This is a genomic window from Chitinivibrio alkaliphilus ACht1, from assembly GCF_000474745.1.
In the GTDB taxonomy this organism is placed as follows: domain Bacteria; phylum Fibrobacterota; class Chitinivibrionia; order Chitinivibrionales; family Chitinivibrionaceae; genus Chitinivibrio; species Chitinivibrio alkaliphilus.
Map to the genome: position 1 here is coordinate 33,245 of NZ_ASJR01000010.1, position 20,480 is coordinate 53,724.

The 20,480-nt window shown below is 44.8% G+C and carries 20 protein-coding genes; all 20 read right to left on the bottom strand.

All coding sequences use genetic code 11. The annotated features are described in order from the left end of the window. Window positions 1–3 precede the first annotated feature (3 nt). Window positions 4–1,314 carry a FliI/YscN family ATPase gene (locus tag CALK_RS06180; RefSeq protein WP_022636809.1) on the bottom strand — a complete coding sequence of 437 codons (1,311 nt, stop codon included), beginning with the start codon at window positions 1,312–1,314 and terminating at the stop codon, window positions 4–6. 45 nt (window positions 1,315–1,359) lie between these two features. Next, complete coding sequence (locus CALK_RS06185; protein ID WP_022636810.1) at window positions 1,360–2,193, bottom strand: FliH/SctL family protein; 834 nt, start codon at window positions 2,191–2,193, stop codon at window positions 1,360–1,362. A gap of 12 nt (window positions 2,194–2,205) precedes the next feature. Then, the gene (gene fliG / locus CALK_RS06190) at window positions 2,206–3,261 is read right to left on the bottom strand and encodes a flagellar motor switch protein FliG (protein ID WP_022636811.1); all 1,056 of its coding nucleotides are present in this window, start codon (window positions 3,259–3,261) and stop codon (window positions 2,206–2,208) included. A 58-nt stretch (window positions 3,262–3,319) separates the two neighbouring features. Beyond that, window positions 3,320–4,861: a flagellar basal-body MS-ring/collar protein FliF gene (gene fliF / locus CALK_RS06195; RefSeq protein ID WP_022636812.1), complete on the bottom strand. Its 1,542-nt coding sequence runs from the start codon at window positions 4,859–4,861 to the stop codon at window positions 3,320–3,322. Window positions 4,862–4,879: 18 nt separating this feature from the next. Beyond that, the gene (gene fliE / locus CALK_RS06200) at window positions 4,880–5,185 is read right to left on the bottom strand and encodes a flagellar hook-basal body complex protein FliE (protein WP_022636813.1); all 306 of its coding nucleotides are present in this window, start codon (window positions 5,183–5,185) and stop codon (window positions 4,880–4,882) included. 24 nt (window positions 5,186–5,209) lie between these two features. Next, window positions 5,210–5,470 carry a hypothetical protein gene (locus CALK_RS06205; protein WP_022636814.1) on the bottom strand — a complete coding sequence of 87 codons (261 nt, stop codon included), beginning with the start codon at window positions 5,468–5,470 and terminating at the stop codon, window positions 5,210–5,212. An 11-nt stretch (window positions 5,471–5,481) separates the two neighbouring features. Further along, entirely contained in the window at window positions 5,482–5,988 is a 507-nt protein-coding gene (gene flgC / locus CALK_RS06210; RefSeq protein WP_022636815.1) for a flagellar basal body rod protein FlgC, read from the bottom strand. 8 nt (window positions 5,989–5,996) lie between these two features. After that, a complete protein-coding gene (gene flgB / locus CALK_RS06215) occupies window positions 5,997–6,422 on the bottom strand; it encodes a flagellar basal body rod protein FlgB (protein ID WP_022636816.1) in 426 nt (141 codons plus the stop codon). 143 nt (window positions 6,423–6,565) lie between these two features. After that, window positions 6,566–8,581 carry a methyl-accepting chemotaxis protein gene (locus CALK_RS06220; RefSeq protein WP_022636817.1) on the bottom strand — a complete coding sequence of 672 codons (2,016 nt, stop codon included), beginning with the start codon at window positions 8,579–8,581 and terminating at the stop codon, window positions 6,566–6,568. Between the two features lie 10 nt (window positions 8,582–8,591). Further along, the gene (locus tag CALK_RS06225; RefSeq protein ID WP_022636818.1) at window positions 8,592–9,101 is read right to left on the bottom strand and encodes a chemotaxis protein CheW; all 510 of its coding nucleotides are present in this window, start codon (window positions 9,099–9,101) and stop codon (window positions 8,592–8,594) included. A gap of 166 nt (window positions 9,102–9,267) precedes the next feature. Then, on the bottom strand, window positions 9,268–10,044 hold the full coding sequence (gene trpA / locus CALK_RS06230; RefSeq protein ID WP_022636819.1) for a tryptophan synthase subunit alpha: 777 nt from the start codon (window positions 10,042–10,044) through the stop codon (window positions 9,268–9,270). Further along, window positions 10,041–11,231 carry a tryptophan synthase subunit beta gene (trpB, locus tag CALK_RS06235; RefSeq protein ID WP_022636820.1) on the bottom strand — a complete coding sequence of 397 codons (1,191 nt, stop codon included), beginning with the start codon at window positions 11,229–11,231 and terminating at the stop codon, window positions 10,041–10,043. Before trpB ends, trpA begins: the two co-directional genes overlap by 4 nt. Further along, window positions 11,224–11,856: a phosphoribosylanthranilate isomerase gene (locus CALK_RS06240; RefSeq protein WP_022636821.1), complete on the bottom strand. Its 633-nt coding sequence runs from the start codon at window positions 11,854–11,856 to the stop codon at window positions 11,224–11,226. Before CALK_RS06240 ends, trpB begins: the two co-directional genes overlap by 8 nt. Next, a complete protein-coding gene (trpC, locus tag CALK_RS06245) occupies window positions 11,844–12,635 on the bottom strand; it encodes an indole-3-glycerol phosphate synthase TrpC (protein ID WP_022636822.1) in 792 nt (263 codons plus the stop codon). Before trpC ends, CALK_RS06240 begins: the two co-directional genes overlap by 13 nt. Continuing rightward, window positions 12,632–13,627 (bottom strand): anthranilate phosphoribosyltransferase, encoded by a 996-nt coding sequence (trpD, locus tag CALK_RS06250; protein ID WP_022636823.1) that lies wholly within the window; start codon window positions 13,625–13,627, stop codon window positions 12,632–12,634. Before trpD ends, trpC begins: the two co-directional genes overlap by 4 nt. Window positions 13,628–13,636: 9 nt before the next feature. After that, a complete protein-coding gene (locus CALK_RS06255; protein WP_022636824.1) occupies window positions 13,637–14,212 on the bottom strand; it encodes an anthranilate synthase component II in 576 nt (191 codons plus the stop codon). Beyond that, on the bottom strand, window positions 14,209–15,588 hold the full coding sequence (locus tag CALK_RS06260; protein WP_022636825.1) for an anthranilate synthase component I family protein: 1,380 nt from the start codon (window positions 15,586–15,588) through the stop codon (window positions 14,209–14,211). Before CALK_RS06260 ends, CALK_RS06255 begins: the two co-directional genes overlap by 4 nt. Window positions 15,589–15,679: 91 nt before the next feature. Continuing rightward, window positions 15,680–17,446, bottom strand: coding sequence for a phosphoenolpyruvate--protein phosphotransferase (gene ptsP / locus CALK_RS06265; RefSeq protein WP_022636826.1), 1,767 nt, complete (start codon window positions 17,444–17,446; stop codon window positions 15,680–15,682). Continuing rightward, complete coding sequence (gene glgP, locus CALK_RS06270) at window positions 17,447–19,825, bottom strand: glycogen/starch/alpha-glucan family phosphorylase (RefSeq protein ID WP_022636827.1); 2,379 nt, start codon at window positions 19,823–19,825, stop codon at window positions 17,447–17,449. A gap of 82 nt (window positions 19,826–19,907) precedes the next feature. Beyond that, on the bottom strand, window positions 19,908–20,411 hold the full coding sequence (locus CALK_RS06275) for a chemotaxis protein CheW (protein ID WP_022636828.1): 504 nt from the start codon (window positions 20,409–20,411) through the stop codon (window positions 19,908–19,910). Window positions 20,412–20,480 lie beyond the last annotated feature (69 nt).

Genomic DNA, 20,480 nt, shown 5'->3' on the forward strand with positions numbered 1-20,480 from the left:
CACCTACTCCAGAAGAGCAAGAAGATCGGAACGAGTAGCATCAAAACTGCTTTTTTCAGAGATACCCTGACGAAGGAAGGCGGTAATACGATCAATCATGGCAATAGCACGATCAACCTTCGGATCACTCCCCTTTTCATATGCCCCAATGGTAATAAGGTCTTCATTCTTTGCATACACCGCAAGAAGATCGCGAACCTGCCCTAGAACAGAATCATGCTCCGCATCAATAATCTCTTTTTGACACCGAGAAATACTGTGCAGTACATCCACGGCAGGATAATGATTTTTTCCCGCAAGCTCTCGTGAAAGAAGGATATGTCCATCTAAGATACCCCGCACAGCATCTGCCACAGGTTCATCCATATCGCCCCCCTCAACCAACACTGTATATAGCGCTGTAATTGAACCATCACGGGCATTACCGGCACGCTCAAGGAACTGAGGAAGCATGGCAAATACCGAGGGAGTATACCCCTTTGAAGCCGGTGGCTCTCCAATGGTAAGGCCAATCTCGCGTTGTGCCATGGCCAAACGGGTAACCGAATCACACATCAGCATTACCTGTTTTCCCTGATCTCGAAAATACTCAGCCATGGCGGCCCCAATCATCGTGGCCTTTACCCGTATGAGAGCCGGCTGATCGGAGGTTGCCACAACAACCACGGAACGACGCAAGCCCTCTTCGCCTAAGTCGCGTTCAATAAATTCGCGGACTTCCCGCCCCCGCTCTCCCACCAGGATAATCACATTAATATGGGCCTGACAATTTCGCGCAAACATACCAAGCAGTACACTTTTACCGACCCCACTGCCGGCAAATATCCCCATACGCTGCCCTTCTCCCATGGTTAAGGCCCCATCAATCACTCTCACCCCGGTTTCAAAAATGGAACGGACCCGTTTTCGCTGTAAGGGCGGGGGAATCCGAGCAGTAATAGAGCGTTCTTCCCTGCATAACAAAGGTCCCTTAGAATCGATGGGTTCACCAAGACCATTTACCACCCGTCCCAGTAATGAATCTCCTACGGGGGCAACCAAGGGTTTTCCCGTTGAAACAACCGTAAACCCCGGCATCAGTCCATGAATGGTTCCAAGGGGCATTAAGAGAGTGTCGTTGCGTCGAAATCCCACCACTTCAGCCCGACCGACAACCTGTCCAGACCGATCAAGAATGTGACACACTTCTCCAATGGATGCTCCGGGTCCACAAGAACGAATAAGCAACCCTATTACTTCTGTAATACGCCCACGAATTACCACGGGGTCACACCCGCGTATGGTTCGTTCAATCTCCGAAAAAAGAGTTTTCACAAAGCGTTCTCCACCGATGCATCATCACTCTCTGCACTGTTCATTTCAAGATAGGTCGCCTCTATGAGACCGGAGATTTTTTTCAAGACGCCCTTCAATCGTTGCATCGATTACTCCCGTATTTGTTTCCACAAGGCACCCACCGGGAGAAATTTTCTCCGACGAAGAAACCACCACTGAGGTGATGTATTCAGATTTTTGAGAAAATTCATCGAGTTTCTCCCGCACCCGTTCATACTCCTGCGGAGAAACCTTTATCTCTACCCGACTGTTGCCACTCAGATATTTGAGGCTTTTTTTAATTGATGTATATACAAAGTCCGGGGTCTTTACAAGACTATCTTCGACGATTTTTTCTGCCATGAGGGTCGCCACATTCAAAATATCCCGCTGAAGCGAGCGAAGCTGTTTTTCCCGATCTTCCATCTGTTCTGTCAGAGCATGAGCCATGTGCTGAGCGTGTTCCTCATTTATTCTGCCTACCCGCTCTGATAAATCATGGGAAAACTCTTCTTCAGCAGAGGCACGGCCCGCTGACACCCCTTCCTCATATGCCACTTTGCGCGTTTGTTCTACCGAATGTTGTAATTTTTCAATTTGATCCTGCAGTTCAAGAATTTGCTGTTCTTGACGAATAATCTCTTCCTCATCAGCATCAAAAAGAGAGTCTCGATCGGTGCTTGTATCTGAAGAAATACGGTAATCATCATCATCTCTCTGAAATTCTCCAAAAACTTCCGGTACATGAGGAGCATAGGATGTTTCCGGTCGCTGTGCGCGCTTCTGCTTAAGAATCTTTTTCATCCCCACTAAGGCAGGGTCTTTTTTCTGCAGAAGCTCATCAATGAGGCGACTGGTCTCCTTTCTATCATCACTCATGACCCATACTCCTTAGACAATAATCTCATCTTCACCACCACGACCGCTAATAAATATTTCTCCCTCTTCTTCAAGCTGGCGAACCTTATCAACAATCTGTTGCTGTGCTTCTTCTACATCTTTGAGACGTACAGGCCCCATAAATTCAATTTCTTCACGAAGCATATCTCCAGCACGACTCGACATATTATTAAAGAACTTCTCCTGGATCTCCTCAGAACCACCCTTTAAGGCCGTGGCAAGATTTTTAGAATCAATTTCTTTCATTAATCTACGCATGGAAGAATCATCCAGAAGAAGAATGTCCTCAAAAACAAACATGAGATTTTTGATTTCTGTTGCCAAATCGGGGCTCTCGCGTTCGAGATTTTCAAGAATATTTTTCTCCGCTGCACGGTCAACATTGTTAAGGATTTCTGCTACAGATTTAAAGCCGCCAATCTCTGAGACATCACCCCCAAAGAGGGTCTTAACTTGTTCTAACAGCACTTCTTCTACAAGATTAAGAGTACTGGGAGACACGCTTTCCATGGTGGCAATACGAGAAGCCACATCAACTTGTACCTCCTGAGGAAGCTCGGAAAGAATCTTACCGGCCTGTTCAGACCCCATATGGGCAAGTAACAGAGAAATTGTCTGAGGATGTTCATTGCGCATGAAATTTACCAACTGCGATGGATCAACCTCTTCAAGGAGATTAAATCCAGTGGTACGAATCTGCTCGTACACCCGCTGCATGATTTCTTTTGCACGACGAGGCCCTAAGGCTTCTTCAAGAATTTTTCGTGCATAATCTGTCCCCCCCTGCGAGATATACTGGTACGCCACGGAGAGGGTGCTAAATTCATCCAGTACCGCTTCACGTATTTCAGGGGACACGCTTTCAAGACGAGCTATTTCCGTGGTGAGACGCTCTACCTCATCTTCTTTTAGATGCTTAAGCACCATGGTGGAACTTTCGCTTCCCAGGGCAACCATCACGATGGCAGCTTTTTGTGCCCCCGTAACAGTTGCAAGAAGCTTACTGTAGCGTTCATTTCCTTCACCATCGGCAATATTATGCACCATACATCTCCCGTAAAATAATAATCCTCAGTATACCATAAGGGAGGCATAGAATCAAGGATTATTTCTCTTTACTCACAGCTGGTTCATTCAACCAATCCTGAATAATCTTTGCAACATTGCCCGGATCATTCTCCGCCATAACCTCTGCTTTTTCAAGGAGTTCATTCGAACGGGCTATATTTTCAGGAATATCAACAACCTCCTCTTCGCTTTGAATATCCTTGGGTAATTCTACCTCAGGCAAGGGTGGATTCATTGCATCTGACATTGCTTTGGCAATATTTACAATAACAAAGAGGGCTGCAAAAAGGAGGGCTGCTAAAATAAGGTACTGCACCATTTCCTGTACTTCAAACCCGCCAATGGTCGTCTTTTCATGGTAAAATTGCTCTTCAAAGGAGGTATCAAAGCGCATGGACGTAAGAGAAATCTGATCTCCCCGATCCATATTAAATCCAACGGCACTGCGAATTGACTCTTCAAGACTTGCCAACTCTTCATCAGACCGGGGAACAAACACACGTTCTCCCTCTTCGTTCTCCTCATATCTGCCATTTACCACCACAGCAACGGAGAGACGATTCACATTACCAACCTCACGAATTACTTTCTCTAAGGTGCGATTTATTTCATAATTACTCACAATACTCTCACTGGACTGATCCCCATCGGGAGCATTCGTAACCGCACGCTCGTTTATCTCCTGAGATCGAAGTACACGGCTGTCTGGATCATATCGTTCAGAATTTTCTTCAATACGATCGAAATTAAGATCAGCACTCACCGTAACAGTGGCGTTATTACGACCAACAACCCGTGAAAGAAGCGTTTCTAATCGTTGAGTGAGGCGGTTTTCTACCTGCTGCTGAATTTCCATGTTTTGCGAACTCATTCCAAGGGCGGAGTCTTCTTCATAGGGTGAAGTTAACAGGCGTCCATGAGAATCGAGAATAGATACATTTTCCCGTTCCAACCCTTGCACACTGGACGCAACAAGAAAGGTAATACCACGAATTTGTTCACGGCTGGGCTCTCCCCCTCCGCGAAGATCCAGCGTAATAGATGCCTTTGCCTGCTTCTGATCACGTTGAAAGAGGGAAGATTCCATAAATACAAGATGTACCCGTGCCCGATTAACAATATCTAAGGCTTCAATGGTTCGGGTTAACTCACCCTCTAAGGCACGGCGCGCCTGAATATTTTGCTCAAAATCGGTGATACCAAAACTGTTCTGATCAAACAGCTCATACCCAAAATTACGTCCTGCGGGAACTCCTTCCCGTGCAAGAAGCATCCGAGCAGCGTAAAAATCCTGGTTTTGTACATAGATATCCCGTCCGTCATTGCGAAGCTCATAGTCGTATTGCCCCGCCGTGAGCTCATCGACAATATCAGCCATATCTTCCGAAGCTACATTGCGATGTAGTACACGATAATCACGCCCTGGAGCTGTTGCCCCCATACTTCCCCACAGTATTAGGGTAAACAACCCCAAAAACATAAATACCACAAGAGAGGAGAGTATTACCCTCTGTTGAAGAGAAAGCTTTGCCCAAATCAGGGCTATCTGCGAAATTAGTTCTTTAAAAAAATCACCCATGATATATCCCCCGTTTTACTATAGTCTCATCCGCATTAGTTCATTATACGCATCAAGGACCTTTCCCCGAATCTCCATCATCATGTTAAAGGCGATTTTCGCCTCTTCCACCGTATTCATAACAGTATGAACATCAGATGTCTTTCCTGAAACAAGACGTTGTATCGAATCGTCGGCCTCATTCTGCATAGAATTTACATCGGAGACAAATCGATTTAAGGTATCCTTAAATCGTGGCCCTTCCCCTGTTCCACGAAGTTGTCCCGTTCCTTTCGGATGTACGGGAAGCCCCGAATCAGCTCCGCCCACAGAATTCAGATTCATCTCATGCTCCTTATGGCAAATTGTTTAAGCATACGTATCAAAATTACCCCCCAAAAGAACCTGTTTTTCTGCTCTACCGGAAGCGGACTGTGCCCCTGTTCCATAGAGTCGTTCATAGAGACTTCCCACGGAAGGTGCTGAAGAATAGCCTCGCGGAAGACGCGAATTAGTAGCTCCTGCCTGTTTTTTTTGTACAGAAGACGGAGATACGGGTTCTTCACGCTGACGCACCTGGTCTACCACAGAGTGAAACCGATCGATACTGTTTATTCCATCAATACGCATGAACTACCCCCTTAAATCTTTAATGCTTCAAGGAGCATGTTCTTCGTGGAATTAAAGGCTGTTACATTAGCCTCATAGGATCTACTTGCAGAAATCATATCAGCCATTTCTTCCACGATATTTATATTCGGCATAGCCACATAGCCTTCTTCATTTGCATCAGGGTGGGCTGGATTATGTACCATCCTCGGAGGACGTGAATCCTTACGAATTTCAGCAACTTCTACGCCCATACCGGTTTTTAAATTTTGCAAAGATTCGCGATAGTCGGCAATGCGGAAATGATTTTCCTGTGTTGCCACACCGCCAAGACGTCCCTCCTTATAATACTCGTCGTGAGCCACTTCACCCTGCGCCTTAAATACAGGAAAAGAGCGTTTATACGGCCCTCCTTCAGGAGTACGAGTGGTCTCCGCATTGGCAAGATTTGAGGTAATGGTGTTTTGACGAACTCGCTGAGCACGCATACCAGATGCACTCACATGTAACCCTGAAAACATACCGCGTAATTCATTCATAATTTAGCCTACCCTTGTACACTATTGCCCTGTATAGCAGCATTCATTTTTTGATGCCGCCCATTAAGAAAATTTACGGCATAACGAAAACCGATCTCATTTTCTGCCAATTCGGCCATTTCCGTATCAATATCGACATTATTAACACCGCTGGGAAGAGTGGGGTCATTGGGGCGAACCACACGATGACTCACTTCTTCAGGGCGCGTAGAGCCTAAGGGAAGATGCTTCTTTTGTGTGGTACTACCGCGAAGAGCTCGACTATCGAGGGCACGACGCAAGTGATCCTCAAAACGCACCTCTTTGCGCTGAAAACCGGGCGTCTCCGCATTGGCAATATTATTTGCAATAACGGAATTTCTCTCAGCCCGAGCGCCTAAACTCTTTGTTAAAACCCGATTTACCGGATTTGAATGTACTACTCCATGTATCATAGTCAACCTCCACGAACATTTTAAAGCAATAACAATGCCAAAAAAAACATTGTGTCCCTGCGGTGGAGATACAAAAAAACGGGAAAATTTTACCCCATGGAGTAAAATTTTCCCGTATAGAAAGATGAAAAGGGAAAAACTTCTTAAAACTTTTCGAAATCCTCATCATCCATGGGAAGCACCGTATCAGGGTGGACCTCACGAGACACCTGCTGTTTCTTCACCGGCGGGTGATAAGAACCATGGTTAGAAGAACCATGATTTTGCCGATGTTCCACACGATGGCTGGGAGCTGCAGGACGATGATCTCTTCCACGAGACGACTGTGCTTGTTGAGCCCCAACACCATAAATAAGCTGCCCAAGGTCATCAACAATGGCCGAAAGGCTTTCAGCCTGACTAGCAAGCTCTTCAGAGGAAGAGGCTGACTCTTCTGCATTGGCAGCATTCTCCTGGGTAACCTGATCCAATTGAGAAACATTACTGTTAATCTCTTCAACCCCGCGTGTCTGCTCTTCACTTGACGCATTTACCTCATCAACCAAGGCAGAGACCTTACCGGCACTCTCCATAATTTCACTAATTGATTCACGGGTTTTAGTGGATAGAGACACCCCATTTTCCGCATACCCTTGGGATTGTTCAATCAAGGCTGCCGTGTTTTTTGCCGCTTCAGCTGCACGCTGAGACAAATTACGAACCTCTTCTGCCACAACGGCAAAGCCTTTCCCTGCATCACCGGCACGGGCAGCTTCCACGGCGGCATTCAGAGCCAAGAGGTTTGTTTGAGAAGCAATATCATCAATACTCTTGATAATTTTTGCAGTCTCATCGGAAGATTTTTTAATCTGATCCATGGCAGAACTCAAATCGTTCATGGTTGAAGCACCCTTTTTACTTCGGCTTTCCACCTCTTTTGAAAGAGTATTGGCTTCCTGAGCATTTTGAGAATTCTGCTTACTCTGTGCAGAGATCTCTTCAAGACTGCTGGATACTTCCTCAATACTGGAAGCCTGCTCGCTTGCCCCCTGGGAAAGGGTCTGAGATGAAGAAGAGAGCTGTTCAGAGGCGGCAGCCACCTGTTCTGAACCACTGCCCAGTTCAGCAATTATTTTTTCAAGGGCTTTGCTAATCGTAAGAGCAAGGGTAAATCCGAGTATCAGAGCAATAACTGTTCCGGCAATCATCCCAAAAACAGCGAGAACGACGGCAATATTTGCATCCCGGCTTGCCGCAGCCATCGCTTCTTGGGCAACCCGGGAATTAACACGAACCGTTTCATTAATATACCCAAAGACCTCCTGCTGATATTCGTAGGAATCTTCCATGGTAAGCGCATAGAGTTCTTCATACAACACTTCTGCCTCTTGGGCCATTTCTATCATCTGGTTAAAATAGTCAAAGACGTCATCAGAGGCCGGCTGCATTTGGTTAATAAAAATCTGTTGTGCACGATTAGTATTTCCTGCTTCAACAGCATGCTTTATGTCATGCACCGCCGCGTGAAATCTATCATGGGGCTCCGCCATACGGGTAATCAAACGCTGGAGATCCCGATTGTTTGTCTCAAACTCCGGTATCCAGCGGCCGAAGTTACACGCCGTGGGGTCTTCCCCCCCTTGAAACTCTTCCCCTGCAGAGATAAGATTTGCCACCTGCACTTCTAGGGCGTAGTGATCTCCGCGAAACTCCTGTAAATCACTCACAAGCTCTTGTGGGTTCGTAATACCCATACCATCAAAATCACGGTGGAGATCCAATATATTATCATTTACTTCTGCCCAACGGGGAAATTCTCGTTCAAACTGCTCCCACACCCGTGCTTCTTCATCAGTCTGGGGAAGAGGCGCAAAAATATCATAGGCATCCTGATATCGACGGCGGGCATCGGCAATATCCGTATAATATTCACGACGTTGCTCCACGGTAAGACCGGGAATAAGAAGGCTTCGAAGATGGGTAGACAACTCCTCAAGGGAGGCCTCCATACGTAACACATTCTGTACAGAAGGAAGGCGTACTTCCCCCACTTCTTCAAGACGGCCATCAAGGGTATTCACACTCCACAACCCCACAGCCCCCACGATAAGAGTGATGGCGGCAACAATACCAAACCCGCCGATCAACTTCATTTTAAGGCTCATATTTTTCACTGACATACAACACTCCTTACTCTGTGATGTTTGAAACAGTTTCAATCTCTTTTGATGAGAGTACCTTGTCAATATCCAAAAGCATCACTACCTTCTCCTGTAGCTTTGCCACACCAAGAATAAAGGCAGTGTCAACGGCAGTGCCAAAGGCAGGGGTTTTCTCAATATGGTCTGAAGAAACCTCCAGAACTTCACGCACCCCATCTACAATAACCCCCATGATAAGGGTGTCTTCCTCCCGTTCTACTTGGACAACAATAATCACCGTATCATCGGTATACGCAATGGTTTCCATGTCAAACTTCCGGCGTAACTCAACCACGGGAATAACTTTTCCACGAAGATTGATTACCCCGGCAATGAAATCCGGTGTTTTCGGAACAGCCGTAATATCCTGCATGTGAATAATCTGCTGTACTTTCAAAATTCCTAAACCGTATGACTCATCTCCCAAATGAAATGTGAGATATTTGCCCGCAAGCTTTTCCCCAATCTCTGAGTCAACCCGCTGTGCATCTTCCGGCATAAAACCTCCTCAAGAAACAAATGATGTTTCTTACATTCTACCCCGACAACACGGAGGATGCAATCTTTTTCAGAAAGATTTCGTGGCGTATGTAAAAGAATAGAAAGGAAGTTGTTGATTATAAATGTGATAGAAGGGAGAAGAAATTACTTCTCCCGCAAAGAAATTATGAAAGAATAGATCGAACAAAGGAAGCAGCCTCCCCTGGCCCCCTCTTTCCAAGTTCCCGAATAAAGGCAGAGCCGATAATCGCCCCCTCAGCATAAGAGCAGGCTGTTGCAAAAGTATCTTTATCTGAAATACCAAAACCAATCAACTTTGGAGTATCACCAGCATGTTTTGCAACGCTCTGGAAATACGCTATTTGCTCAGGGCTGATACCTCCAGTACCTCCCGTTATGGCAGAACTGGAGACAACATATAGAAAGGCTGAACTCAGATTGGCAAGCATGGAAATTCGTTCCGAAGATGTTTGAGGCGTAACCAAAAAAGAAATTCCAAGATTTGCACGAGTAAAAAGATCATGGTACTCTTCTCGATACACTTCTGCCGGAAGATCTGGGATAATAAGGCCATCAACCCCACTCTCTACACAGGCAGCCACAAATGCTTCAATACCATACTGCATTACCTGGTTTACATAGCCCATTAAGACAAGAGGGACCTCTGACTCTCGGCGAATAGCACGCACCATATCAAAGATATTGTGTAAGGTAAGCCCCTGCTTCAGAGCATGGCGGGAGCTCTCTTGAATCGTCTCACCATCTGCAAGGGGGTCAGAGTAGGGCATACCAAGCTCCACAATATCAGCCCCGGCCCGGGCAATGTCTGTCACCACACGCACCGTATCCTCCCCACGGGGGTAACCAGCGGTAACATAGATATTGAGGATATCCTGCTTCTTTGTTGCAAAGAGGCTTGTCAGTCTGTTTGTTCTATTCATTTTGTTTCCTCCATGGCAGAAATATACGTAGCCATATCTTTATCCCCACGTCCTGAAACATTTACCACAATACCGTCTCCTGAAGCAAAAGAACAGATGTCAAGAATCGCCAAGGCATGGGCAGACTCCAAGGCTGGAATAATTCCTTCCTGTTTTGTGAGTAAAAATGCAGCCTGCAGAGCAGCAGCATCAGTTACTGGATACACCTCTGCCCGACCTGTTGAAATAAGATGTGCATGGAGCGGCCCAATTCCAGGGTAATCAAGTCCCGCTGAAAGAGAATAAGGCTCAATAATCTGCCCATCATCATCCTGCATTAAAAGGGTTCGGCATCCATGAATTACTCCCTCCTTGCCCAGAATTGAGGTTGCAGCAGACGCACCAGAGTCGATCCCTTTTCCTGCAGCTTCCGCTTCAATAATTCGAACAGAGGGTTCATCAAGAAAAGGATAAAATGCACCGGCGGCATTACTTCCCCCCCCTACACAAGCAATAATAGCCGTGGGCAACGCGCCCTCTTTCTCTATATATTGAGATCGTATCTCCTCACCGGTAATTGCCTGAAGGCGGGCCACCATATCCGGATAGGGATGTGGGCCAATGACAGAACCAATTAAATAGTATGTATCTTCAGGATGAGCAATCCAATCACGAATAGCCTCATTTGTAGCATCTTTTAAGGTTCTGCTTCCCGACTTTGCCGGACGCACCTCCGCTCCAAGCATCTGCATACGTTTCACATTGGGTTCTTGGCGAGCCATGTCAACTTCTCCCATGTATACAACACAGGAAAGCCCCCGCATGGCACACACCGTTGCCGTAGCAACCCCATGCTGCCCGGCTCCTGTCTCTGCGATAATACGGGTTTTTCCCATACGTTCAGCAAGAAGTATTTGCCCAACGGTATTATTAAGTTTATGCGCCCCGGTATGATTAAGATCTTCCCGTTTCAAATAGATCGTATATCCGTACAATTCTGAAAGACGGGCGGCGTAAGTAAGAGGGGTTGGACGTCCACAATATTCCTGCAAAATTGTGTGAAACTCACGCTGAAAAGACGCACTATTTAAAATTTCTGAATAACAACAACGTAACTCCTCCACATTTGCATGAAGCATCTCTGGTATCCACGCGCCACCAAACCGGCCATAATAGCCCTGTGAAGATACAGCATATTTTTTAGTCATAACCCTTATATTCCTTACAGAAAAATTCTACCTGTTCCATATTTTTGTCTCCAGGAGCCCGTTCAAAACGGCTGTTAATATCTACTCCCATCAAAGCGGGATGAGAAAAGTCACGTATCGCTGAAAGGGTGTGCGGCCCAATTCCTCCAGAGAGAAGAAACGGTGTGTCACCGCCATAGGCATGCAAGATATCCCAGTCGAAGGAACGACCACTTCCCCCGTGACCGCTACATTTGGTATCAAAAACAAAGAAATCAACCACATCTTCATAGGCAGCCACCTCGGAGAAGGAAAAAAAAGCATCAACACCGAAGGCCTTAACCACTGTAAAGGAGCGACGAAGACTCCGGCACTGTTCCGGTGTTTCTGTACCGTGTAGCTGCACCGTTGAAAAAGGGAATCGTTCACTCATGGCATAGATTTTGTCAGAAGAAGCATTCACAAATACTCCAAGGGTATTCTTTTCTTGTGCAACCTGGGAAAAGGCCGCAGAAAACCCCGGTATATCAGCGGCATAGCGCGGAGATTTTTCATAAAAAATAGCCCCCACGTAGTCTACCTTAAGAGAGCGTACCGCGTGCAGCTGTGCGGGAATCATCATGCCGCATAGTTTTATACAGCGCATTGTACTGCCCGTACAAAATCACCACACACTTTGTCGGGTCTGCTTTGTTTCATAAAGTATTCCCCCATTAAGAACCCTTGAAACCCACGAGAACGTAAGGCATCTACCGTATCCGGTGTATCAATTCCCGACTCTGCAACCACAACTGAATCCCGCGGTAATTGTTCTATCATTCTGCACGATGCGTCAAGATCAACGGTAAAAGTGGTAAGATCGCGATTGTTAATTCCGATGAGATCAACCTCGTCAGAAATTTTGTTAATCTGCTCTTCACTATGCAGCTCAAGAAGAACTTCCATGCCAAGAGTATGAGCACACTGCGTAAAACGACGAATTTCTTCAGCAGTGAGAATCTCACAGATAAGGAGAATAAAGTCTGCTCCAAGAGCCTTTGCTTCAATAATCTGATATTCATCAATAATAAACTCTTTCCGTAATACCGGAATGGTCAAACTATTTGCAATAAGGCAGAGAAATTCCGCACTGCCGCCAAAATAGCGGCTATTGGTCAGTACCGACACGGCCGCTGCACCACTCGCTTCATACCCCAAGGCTGTCTCCAGAGGATCAGCCGTCGTATTAATATCTCCTTTGCTGGGAGAACGACGTTTAAACTCGGCAATTATCCCGGAACTCCCCCGTTTTTCGAGGGCATCCCGGGCAGAAATACACTTTTTTGAAAAAAAACAGCTTTTTTCTAAGACAGATGGAGAGACAAGATTCCGACGTCGCTCCACAACTGTATACATATGTTTTGCAATATTTTGTAACACATTCATGATGACTCTCCTACCACGGCAGCTAATACTCGTCGTGCTGCTCCAGAATCAAGGGAGTGCGCCGCTTTTTCCATGGCCTGTGGAAGAGAGAGGGCGCTATTAATTGTTTGAATCGCAAGGGCCGCATTGACCCGAACAACCTCCTGTTGCTCTCGACTCCCCTTGTTTTCTAAAATGCGTAAAAAAAGATCACGGGCATCAGATAGATCGGTTTCACCATGTAATTTATCAGGAGTAATTACCTGCGCCCCCAGCTCTGATGGAGTATATTCGCCAAAACCATCCGTACCGGTAAGACGCACGGTATCAGTAAGAGAGCACTCATCATATCCATCATATGAATGGACTATGGTATATCGTGTTCTACAGGATTGTAAAATCTCATTATAGATATCACCGACAAAGGGGGCAAATACACCAACATATTGATATACAGGCTGTACCGGATTTACCAAGGGGCCAATCATATTAAAAAAAGTTTTAAAACCCAACTCCTTACGAATCGGTCCAACACTTTTCATGGAGGGGTGAAATAGGGGCGCATGGAGATAGCAGAAATTATGCTCCCGTAACTGCTCTCGTAATCGTGCCGCATCACTGGTAGGCGTATATCCACACGCCTCCAAAATTGTCGTACTTCCGCACGAACTGGACACACCGTAATTTCCATGTTTGATGACAGGATAGCCTGCTCCGGCAACAACTAAAGAAGCAAGGGTTGATATGTTAAAAGTGTTCTTCCCATCTCCCCCGGTACCACACATATCAATAGCATCACGGGTTCCAAGATCAGGTATAACAGCTTTTTCAAGCAGGGCACGGCGAAACCCATCGAGCTCTGCCGGAGTTATCTGCCGCATGGAAAACAAGGCAAGAAGAGCACCAATCTGGGCAGAGGTGTGTTTTCCCTCAGTAATCTCAATGAGAAGAGTATGAGCTTCCCCGGTAGTCAGCTCTTCTCCTTGGGTAAGACGGCGTAAAAGATCTTTCATAGGAGCTCCTTATATCTCAGTACTTATTCGTAAAAAATTCTCTATTATAGCATCTCCATGAGGAGTCAGTATTGACTCAGGATGAAACTGTACACCACGAAGATTATATTCTTTATGAGAAATACCCATAACCTGACCGGCCTCATCTTCGCACGTGCAAATTAACTCTTCCGGCAGCGTCTTCGGATCTATCACCCATGAATGGTACCTGCCAGCGGAAAAGGGACGAGGAATTCCGTGAAAGATACTATCCTCGTGAATAACATTCATCTGTGTTGCCACGCCGTGATACACCGTATCAAGATTAATGATTTTTCCTCCCAATACTTCGTTAATGGCTTGATATCCAAGACAAACGCCAAAGATATTCTTTGTCCGATAATATTTTTCTATAAGAGGCTTTAAAATGCCCGCTTCATCAGGTATACCTGGACCGGGAGAAAGGATGATTGTATCGTATGCTTCCACCTCAGCAAGTTCAATTTCATCATTACGGAAAATAGAAACTTGGCGCCCCGTAATCTCCCGTATACTGTGTGCAAGATTATAGGTAAATGAATCATAGTTATCAAGTAGTAGAATCATGGCAACTCCTCCGCAATCATAATGGCTCGTTTCAGTGCAGCTAGTTTATTGTTAACTTCATCCAATTCGCCCTCTTCACGAGAAGAAATAACCACCCCCGCGCCGGCCTGATACTCCAAAACATTCTTTGAACTCAAAAATGAGCGAATAGTTATGGCGTGATTTACATCTCCCGAAAATGAAATATACCCCAAGGCGCCACCGTAATACCCTCTCCGGTGTGGCTCATACTGATCAATCAATTCTACGGCACGATATTTCGGTGCCCCAGAAAGTGTTCCTGCAGGAAAGGTATCCCCCAAAACAGAAACTGCTGAATGAGGAGTGTTCAGAGTGCCACAAACACGGGATACTAAATGAATAACGTGACTAAAATATTGTATTTCCTTAAAACGGCGCACCGTCACATTTTTACAGTGTCTACTCATGTCATTGCGGGCTAAATCAACAAGCATCACATGTTCAGAACTCTCTTTGGGATCAGCGGAAAGTTCTAAGGCACGCTGTTTATCATATTCATCATCGCCGCTACGGCGATATGTTCCTGCAATGGGATGCAACTCCGCCTCTTGATCTTTCACAAGCACCTCAGCCTCAGGGGAAGAACCCATAATACGAAAATCTCCAAAATCAAAATAAAAGAGGTAGGGAGATGGGTTGACAGAGCGGAGCGCTCGATATACCTGAAAATCGTCCCCCGTAAAGGGCTGAGAAAAACGACGGGAAAGGACAATTTGGAATACATCACCCCGTTGACAGTGCTCTTTTCCTTTGGTAACAAGGTCCATAAACTCCGTATCGGTCATGGTTGAGTATTCCTGCCCCCTTCGTGAAAACTGACCAGAATACACTGATGCCCCATGAAGGTATTCACTTATCTCATCTATGCGAGAAGCCTCTGCCTCGGGACAATTCTCTACAAGGATACACTCATTATCAAAGGGGTTAATAGACAGGATATACCGAAAAAAAGTATAGTGCATTTCTGGAATCTGATCTCGCGAATCTCCTTGTAAGATATGCGTATCAAAATATGAGACTGAGTCAAAACCGCAATAGCCGAAGATACCATTGCACTGCTCTTCTGCTCCGGAAATATGAAAACAGTTCATAAAATCATGAATTTTTTCCGAAATATCATTCTGCACCGACCACTGCTCTTTTTTTCCATTGAAAGTTACTGAAGCAACGCCATCTTCAAGAGAAAATTCTCCCAACACATCAAAGCAGATGAGCGTTGTAGAATTTTCCCGCGCATGGTAATCTGAACTTTCTAAAAGGAACACTCGGGAAAAACGCTCCCGCAAGGCTGCAGTGCAATTAATAATGTTTATTCGGTCTCCGAGAAACCGTTTAGTTTTACAGGCTATGCGCATTGTACACTCTCCAAATAAGAAGTCATGTTTCTACACGTAGAAACAAATATATATCAACGTCACGGGGGAATACTTAAAAATAATGAAAGGATTAATCGTGTGAAACTGTATCGATCTGATATCGCTCAAAAATGTCGCTTAACAACTCCTCATTTTTCTTCTCAATCCAATCAGCAATATTGTCTATTTCAGTAACAGAGAGTAGATGCGACAATTCTTCCTGTATTTCAAGGAAGTTTATCTTGGAGACAATCTCCTTTACAATAGGAACCATGGCTGGTATAACGGAAAAACGCGTAAGCCCTAAGCCTAAAAGAATAATAGTGTACATGGGATCACCGGCCATTTCACCGCAAATTGAGATCGGAATACCCTTATCGGTACAGGCATCAATTGCCTTGTCAACAATACGAAGAAACGCCGGCTCAGCTGGATTATATAAATAGTTTACTTTACTGTTATTACGATCTGCTGCACTCAGGTATTGAATAAGGTCATTTGTCCCAATAGAGGCGAAGTCAATATCTTCCAAAAATGAATCTATTTCAAGGATTGCTAATGGCACTTCAAAGAGGATTCCCAAGGGCGGACAGGGAAGTCCAAGCTCATCAGCCACAACATGGGTAAATTGCTTTATTTCACGCCACTCGGAAAGAGAAGTGACCATGGGGTACATAATCTTATAGTTTGACCCCTGACCAGCACGAATAATTGCGCGAAGTTGCGTACGAAACAGCTCTTTGCGCTCCAGAAGAATTCTGACGGCGCGCCACCCCATGAAGGGATTACCTTCCTTTGGCATTTTCAAAAATTTCGCGGCCTTATCACCACCGATATCCATAACCCGTATTACTATTTCACGGCTATTCTGTTCTGAAATAATGTGTGAGTAGTAGGCAAACTGCTCTTCTTCATCGGGAAAGGTTTCACGTTCAGAAAGAAGATATTCCGTACGGACGAGCCCAATACCGTCAGCACCGTTGTCCTGTGCCATGTGTACATCATCCTTAAAGGAAATATTTGCCAACACAGAAATGTGTACCCCATCAGGAGTGTAGGCCGGTGCATGCCACCGTTTTGCCCCAACCTCTCGTGCCTGCAGGTAGCGCTCTCTATACGCGGTATATTCAGCACACTCATCTGAAGAAGGATGTATTATAATTTGATCTTCATAGGCATTAATAAGGACAGGTTCATGGGGGTTAATTCTGCTTTTTATATCCTCAACCCCTGTAATTACCGGTATAGAATAAGACCGGGCAAGTATTGCTGCGTGAGAAGTTCGCCCCGCACTTTTACTCACAACTCCCTTAATTTTATTTACATTATAATTGACAATATCTGAAGGGGTAAAACTGCGGTCAATAACTAGCACGACATCTTCAGAAAAGGTATATTTTTCATTTCCCCCATTATTGAGAAAGTTGATGAGGGTTTCACAAATTTCTACCATATCGCTACTTCGATCACGAAAGTAGCTGGTGCCTGCCGAATTAAATTTATCAATAAACTCTTTTGAAACCGAACGAACAGCGCTTTCAACGGTATAATTTTTTCGTGAGATATACTCCGTCACCTGCCCCTTAAAAGCAGGATCATCCATAATATGTTCATAAATTTTCATGATCGTACCTTCTCCAGACTCATCATGTCCTTCGGAGGTATCCATATTATAATTACGGTAATACTGCTTTACCTTGGTGCGAACCTCTTCAAAGGTATCAAGTTCTTCAACAACCTTATGATGAGGAATAGTCTCTACGGTAAAATCCTGTACAGCCCGGCCGATAAAATATGCTTTACCAAGTCCTTTTCCACGCACAATTGCTGTGCCTTGAATCACCTTACGCGTAGCCATTCATTTTCCCCATACGTTATTATAAAATTCCAAAATAAGGTCGTCTAAGGAGGCCAAACCAGCTCGTCCCAAGTTCCGTATTACTCGCGACATCCAGTCGCTGCTATCCACAAAGGCAGCATCAATACGATCCTGCATAGCACAATAATCCTTAAAATATTGGAGTGTTGCCAATTCGTCATTATATCGCAGTGATGAGAGAAGCGGGTAAATACGTTTTCCTCCCTCAAAATCAGGTATGCGTTTATCAAGAAACTCAAAGACAAGATTCAACACGTTATCTTCGTCTTCAATAATTTTCAAGGGGTCATAGGATGTTTCTTCTTCAGAACCATATAAAAAGACTGAATTGCGGCCCAGGATATCAGCAATTTCACGATCGGGAGGATTGATCCCCACTGCCGGTATAGCGCCATTTACCACATAACGCATTAAGTTCAGTCCGTAGGCAACACCATTTCGTGCAGAGGGCTGTTCCACCAAATCCACCGCCGGGAGAAGACGTTCATCCTGCGAAGCATTACAATTAGGAATAAAGACCAACTGCAAACGATCACTCGTGTCCTGATTGCTATTTACAATATGAGAGACAAGATGGATTAATTTGATGATCTGTTTGCTGAGAAAGTCTGAAGGAGCGGCATACCCACCAATTATATAAGTACGGGGACAAAAATCTTTCCCTTCTTTGAGCAACAAATAGCGATACAGTATATACAAAACCTGTACGGTTTGGCCACTCGTGGGATGAATTCTTCGGTTATGCATAACCACCATACTTCGCGGATCAATCCTGCACGAAAACTCTTGCAGAAGATAAGTGGCCAACCACTCTTTTGCACGGTATTTCAGAGTAACCAAATCTTTGTGAAAATTAGGATCATTAGCCTTGTTTTCAAGGGTGAGCAGTTCACGGTTATTTCCAATCCACCGCTGGCCGATGTACTTACTGACCACTTCCGCTAAATCCGGGTTGGGGATAATAAGCCATCGGCGAAGAGATATTCCATTTAACCCTGAGAAAAAGTTTTTATTAAAATAGGTATTAAATTCACTAAAAAGATTTTTACGCAAATACTGAGTCTGATAGTCAGAAATGCCCGAAACAAATTGCGAAATAAGAACACAGATGTTTCCCATTCGTACTTTCTTGACAAGCCCTTCCTCGATAAGGGAGAGATTTCGAGCAGCATCGTCGGGGAGCTGTTTTTCCCGACGAAGAAGATCAAGAAATTGCTGATTCAACTCTTTAATCAGAAGAGCATGGTACGGCAAGACCTTCTCTACCATGTACAGCGGCCACTTTTCCACTTGAGAATGATCCATGGCGGTGCTTGAAAAGATAAAAACCTTTTCTGCAATTACCACGCTCTCCTGAAGCGTAAACCCTTCCTGCTGAATAAGAATTGAGATGAACTCAATAACAGCAATCGCACACTTTGAATCTGAAATATGGATAACAATATTGTCGCCAATATCGCGTAAGGTATCACTACTATTCTTATACCGACGGATGATATCACGCAGGGAAGATGCGGCTAGAAAATACTGCTGCTTGATACGCACTTCCGTCACCTTACGTACTGAATCGTCGGGAAACAAAAACAGCGTCACATCGGTAGAGGCATGTTTTTCCTCACAGGCCCTACTGTAATCTCCGTGATTTGCATACTCAGGATGGAACTCCCCTGTTGAAAGGCCTTCCCAGAAACGAACCGTATTGACAACACCATTTTTATACCCGACAACCGGATAATCTACGGGAGATGCCGTAACAAATTGATCGGGAATCCATCGACCATGCACGGGAAGATCTTCATCATGGGCAACAACATGTCCGCCAAAACCAATCTCCTCAGTATACTCGGTACGTTTAACGACCCATGGGTAATCTACGGCCCGCCAATTATAGGGAATTTCCTTTTGTTGCCCCGCTTCTATCTTCTGTTTAAAGCCGGCAAAGTTATACCATAATCCATACCCCATAGCAGCAAGCCCTTGACTGGCAAGGGTCTCCATAATGCAGTGAGCAATCTCTCCCTTGGGAGCATTGCCAAAATCAAACTCATATTCACAGGAATAGATTTCTTCCATGGTTGCGCCAATATTTGATGCCATCTTCTCAACATCATTTTCAATACCCGCATCAACAATGTAGCGTTTCAGACTTCGACCAAAGGAGTAATCTAAGGAAAGATAATAAACGCGTTTTACTTGTTTATTGCGATACACATACTGTGTTGCTATCCACTGATCTGCCACATGAGTTCGCACCGCGTAGCTCAAGGCCATGTATTTATCATACAACGTAGCAGTTTCTTCATCCTTAGATAAGAAGTTACGCAAGTAAAGATTATAGAAATTCTTAAAATCTTCCATTAAGCCGGCCGAACTGTCGTAAAGGTTGCAATTTCATAATATACGTAATAGTCAAAAGTGTATACAAAAAGATTCAACGATTTTACTCATTTTCATCTTGATACAAAAGTTTATGTGTATTAAGAATCATAACCGTTTTCTCTTTGAGTCGCGAAATTCCTTCCATGTAGTCATCCCGCGGGGTATTTGATATTTTGGGAGGAGAAGAGATCTGCTCTTCCGTAATGGTAAACACCTCATCAACGGTGTCAACAATAATACCCACGGAAACATCATCTTGAGAAACGACCACAGTACAGGTTTCTTCATCATAGTCACGTGCGGACATATGCATACGTAAACGCGCATCAATAACCGGTATCACCTGACCACGTAAATTTACCACACCCTTCACATAATAAGGAGTATCCGGCACTGGGGTTATACGCTGCACCCCTACAATCTCAATAATATCTTCAATAGCCATGGCGTATAACTCTGTCCCCAGCCAGAAAGTGAGATATCTATCTGCAAGAGTATTCTCTTCATCGCTCCCAATATCCAAGCGCTCATCCTCATACGCGGTCATATCTTGCTGTGCGTCCATACAAACTCCTTGTAAGATGTAACATCCATAGTATGAAATAGTTGGAACAGGATGTCAAATATAAAACAA

What these genes read in the sequence shown, in the direction of transcription:
- ptsP (WP_022636826.1), bottom strand. Translation starts at nt 17,446, where the DNA reads ATGGCTACGCGTAAGGTGATTCAAGGCACAGCAATTGTGCGTGGAAAA.
- flgB (WP_022636816.1), bottom strand. Translation starts at nt 6,422, where the DNA reads ATGATACATGGAGTAGTACATTCAAATCCGGTAAATCGGGTTTTAACA.
- flgC (WP_022636815.1), bottom strand. Translation starts at nt 5,988, where the DNA reads ATGAATGAATTACGCGGTATGTTTTCAGGGTTACATGTGAGTGCATCT.
- fliF (WP_022636812.1), bottom strand. Translation starts at nt 4,861, where the DNA reads ATGGGTGATTTTTTTAAAGAACTAATTTCGCAGATAGCCCTGATTTGG.
- trpD (WP_022636823.1), bottom strand. Translation starts at nt 13,627, where the DNA reads ATGAAAGATCTTTTACGCCGTCTTACCCAAGGAGAAGAGCTGACTACC.
- fliE (WP_022636813.1), bottom strand. Translation starts at nt 5,185, where the DNA reads ATGAATCTGAATTCTGTGGGCGGAGCTGATTCGGGGCTTCCCGTACAT.
- trpB (WP_022636820.1), bottom strand. Translation starts at nt 11,231, where the DNA reads ATGACTAAAAAATATGCTGTATCTTCACAGGGCTATTATGGCCGGTTT.
- trpA (WP_022636819.1), bottom strand. Translation starts at nt 10,044, where the DNA reads ATGAATAGAACAAACAGACTGACAAGCCTCTTTGCAACAAAGAAGCAG.
- CALK_RS06205 (WP_022636814.1), bottom strand. Translation starts at nt 5,470, where the DNA reads ATGCGTATTGATGGAATAAACAGTATCGATCGGTTTCACTCTGTGGTA.
- CALK_RS06275 (WP_022636828.1), bottom strand. Translation starts at nt 20,411, where the DNA reads ATGGACGCACAGCAAGATATGACCGCGTATGAGGATGAGCGCTTGGAT.
- glgP (WP_022636827.1), bottom strand. Translation starts at nt 19,825, where the DNA reads ATGGAAGATTTTAAGAATTTCTATAATCTTTACTTGCGTAACTTCTTA.
- CALK_RS06240 (WP_022636821.1), bottom strand. Translation starts at nt 11,856, where the DNA reads ATGCGCTGTATAAAACTATGCGGCATGATGATTCCCGCACAGCTGCAC.
- CALK_RS06225 (WP_022636818.1), bottom strand. Translation starts at nt 9,101, where the DNA reads ATGCCGGAAGATGCACAGCGGGTTGACTCAGAGATTGGGGAAAAGCTT.
- CALK_RS06255 (WP_022636824.1), bottom strand. Translation starts at nt 14,212, where the DNA reads ATGATTCTACTACTTGATAACTATGATTCATTTACCTATAATCTTGCA.
- CALK_RS06260 (WP_022636825.1), bottom strand. Translation starts at nt 15,588, where the DNA reads ATGCGCATAGCCTGTAAAACTAAACGGTTTCTCGGAGACCGAATAAAC.
- fliG (WP_022636811.1), bottom strand. Translation starts at nt 3,261, where the DNA reads ATGGTGCATAATATTGCCGATGGTGAAGGAAATGAACGCTACAGTAAG.
- trpC (WP_022636822.1), bottom strand. Translation starts at nt 12,635, where the DNA reads ATGAATGTGTTACAAAATATTGCAAAACATATGTATACAGTTGTGGAG.
- CALK_RS06220 (WP_022636817.1), bottom strand. Translation starts at nt 8,581, where the DNA reads ATGTCAGTGAAAAATATGAGCCTTAAAATGAAGTTGATCGGCGGGTTT.
- CALK_RS06185 (WP_022636810.1), bottom strand. Translation starts at nt 2,193, where the DNA reads ATGAGTGATGATAGAAAGGAGACCAGTCGCCTCATTGATGAGCTTCTG.